The 1,171-nt window shown below is 59.3% G+C and carries 1 protein-coding gene; it reads left to right on the forward strand.

Annotation, left to right across the window (positions count from 1 at the left end; genetic code table 11):
• Window positions 1–199: 199 nt before the first annotated feature.
• A partial coding sequence (locus ACZIRK_RS45210; RefSeq protein WP_474419839.1) for an IS110 family RNA-guided transposase occupies window positions 200–1,171 on the forward strand: 972 nt, incomplete at its 3' end.

Consider the following 1,171-nt stretch of genomic DNA (forward strand, 5'->3'; position numbering starts at 1 on the left):
GGCCTGCGCCAGAAGCTGCCGCGCACCAGCACGCAGGATATTGGTCAGTGGATCGTCGATCTCGTCGGGCTGACGGAGCGGGACAATGTTGCTAGTCTCGTTCATGGCGTATCGCTCTCCTTGAGAGATCCCATGGGGTGGATTGCAGTCGTATGTCTTGCAGAATAAGGCTGCCTAAACACTCATCCCGAAGGTGATCATGCATACGACCGGACGATCCGCCCACCCGACCACCATCCGCACCGATCTTGGCGCGATTTTCGTTTCGTTGGAGCTCAGCCGCTCTAGTTGGCTGATAACCTCGTTGTCGCCAGGAAACGGCGAGAAGATGTCGAAACATTCGGTGTCAGCCGGAGACCTGGCCGGGTTGTTCGCGCTGTTTTCGAAGCTGCGCGAAAAAAGCCGAGCTAAGACCGGGCATAACTATCCGATCGTCTCGATTCAGGAGGCCGGCCTCGACGGCTTCTGGGTTCATCGGGTGCTTGAAAAAGAAGGGGTCGAAAGCCACGTCGTGGACCCAGCTTCAATCGCGACATCGCGCCGGCGCAGACAGGCAAAAACGGATCGCATCGACGGTGAGGCACTGCTGCGAACCCTAATGGCCTACAAGCGTGGCGAGCCGCGCGTGTGTGCGATGGTGCTGGTTCCGTCACCCGAGGAAGAGGATCGTCGACGGAGTTGTCGCGAGCGCAAGGCGCTGATCGTCGAGCGTGTCGCCCACGTCAATCGCATCAAGGGACTGTTGTTCTCGCAAGGGATCGCGAATTATGAGCCACTGCGCAAGGATCGACGTGAGCGGCTAGACGAGCTCTGGACCGGCGATGGGCGTGCGCTACCTGTGCTCATGAAGGCCCAGATTTCCCGCGAAGTCGATCGGCTAGAACTGCTGCTCGAACAGATCAAGCTGGTTGAGGATGAACGCGATGCGCTCATCGCCGCACAAGCGGCCGCGGCACCGCCTTCGCCTGTCACGATGCTGCTCAATCTCAAGGGCATCGGCGCCGAGTTTGCTGCCAACCTATGGTCTGAAGGCCTGTTCCGGCATTTTAATAATCGCCGCCAGGTTGCTGCTTACGCGGGGCTGGCGCCGACGCCCTGGCAGAGTGGATCCGTTGATCGAGAACAGGGCGTTTCGAAAGCTGGAAATCCGAGATTACGCACGACGCTGATC

The sequence above is a fragment of the Bradyrhizobium sp. Leo114 genome (assembly GCF_055229415.2).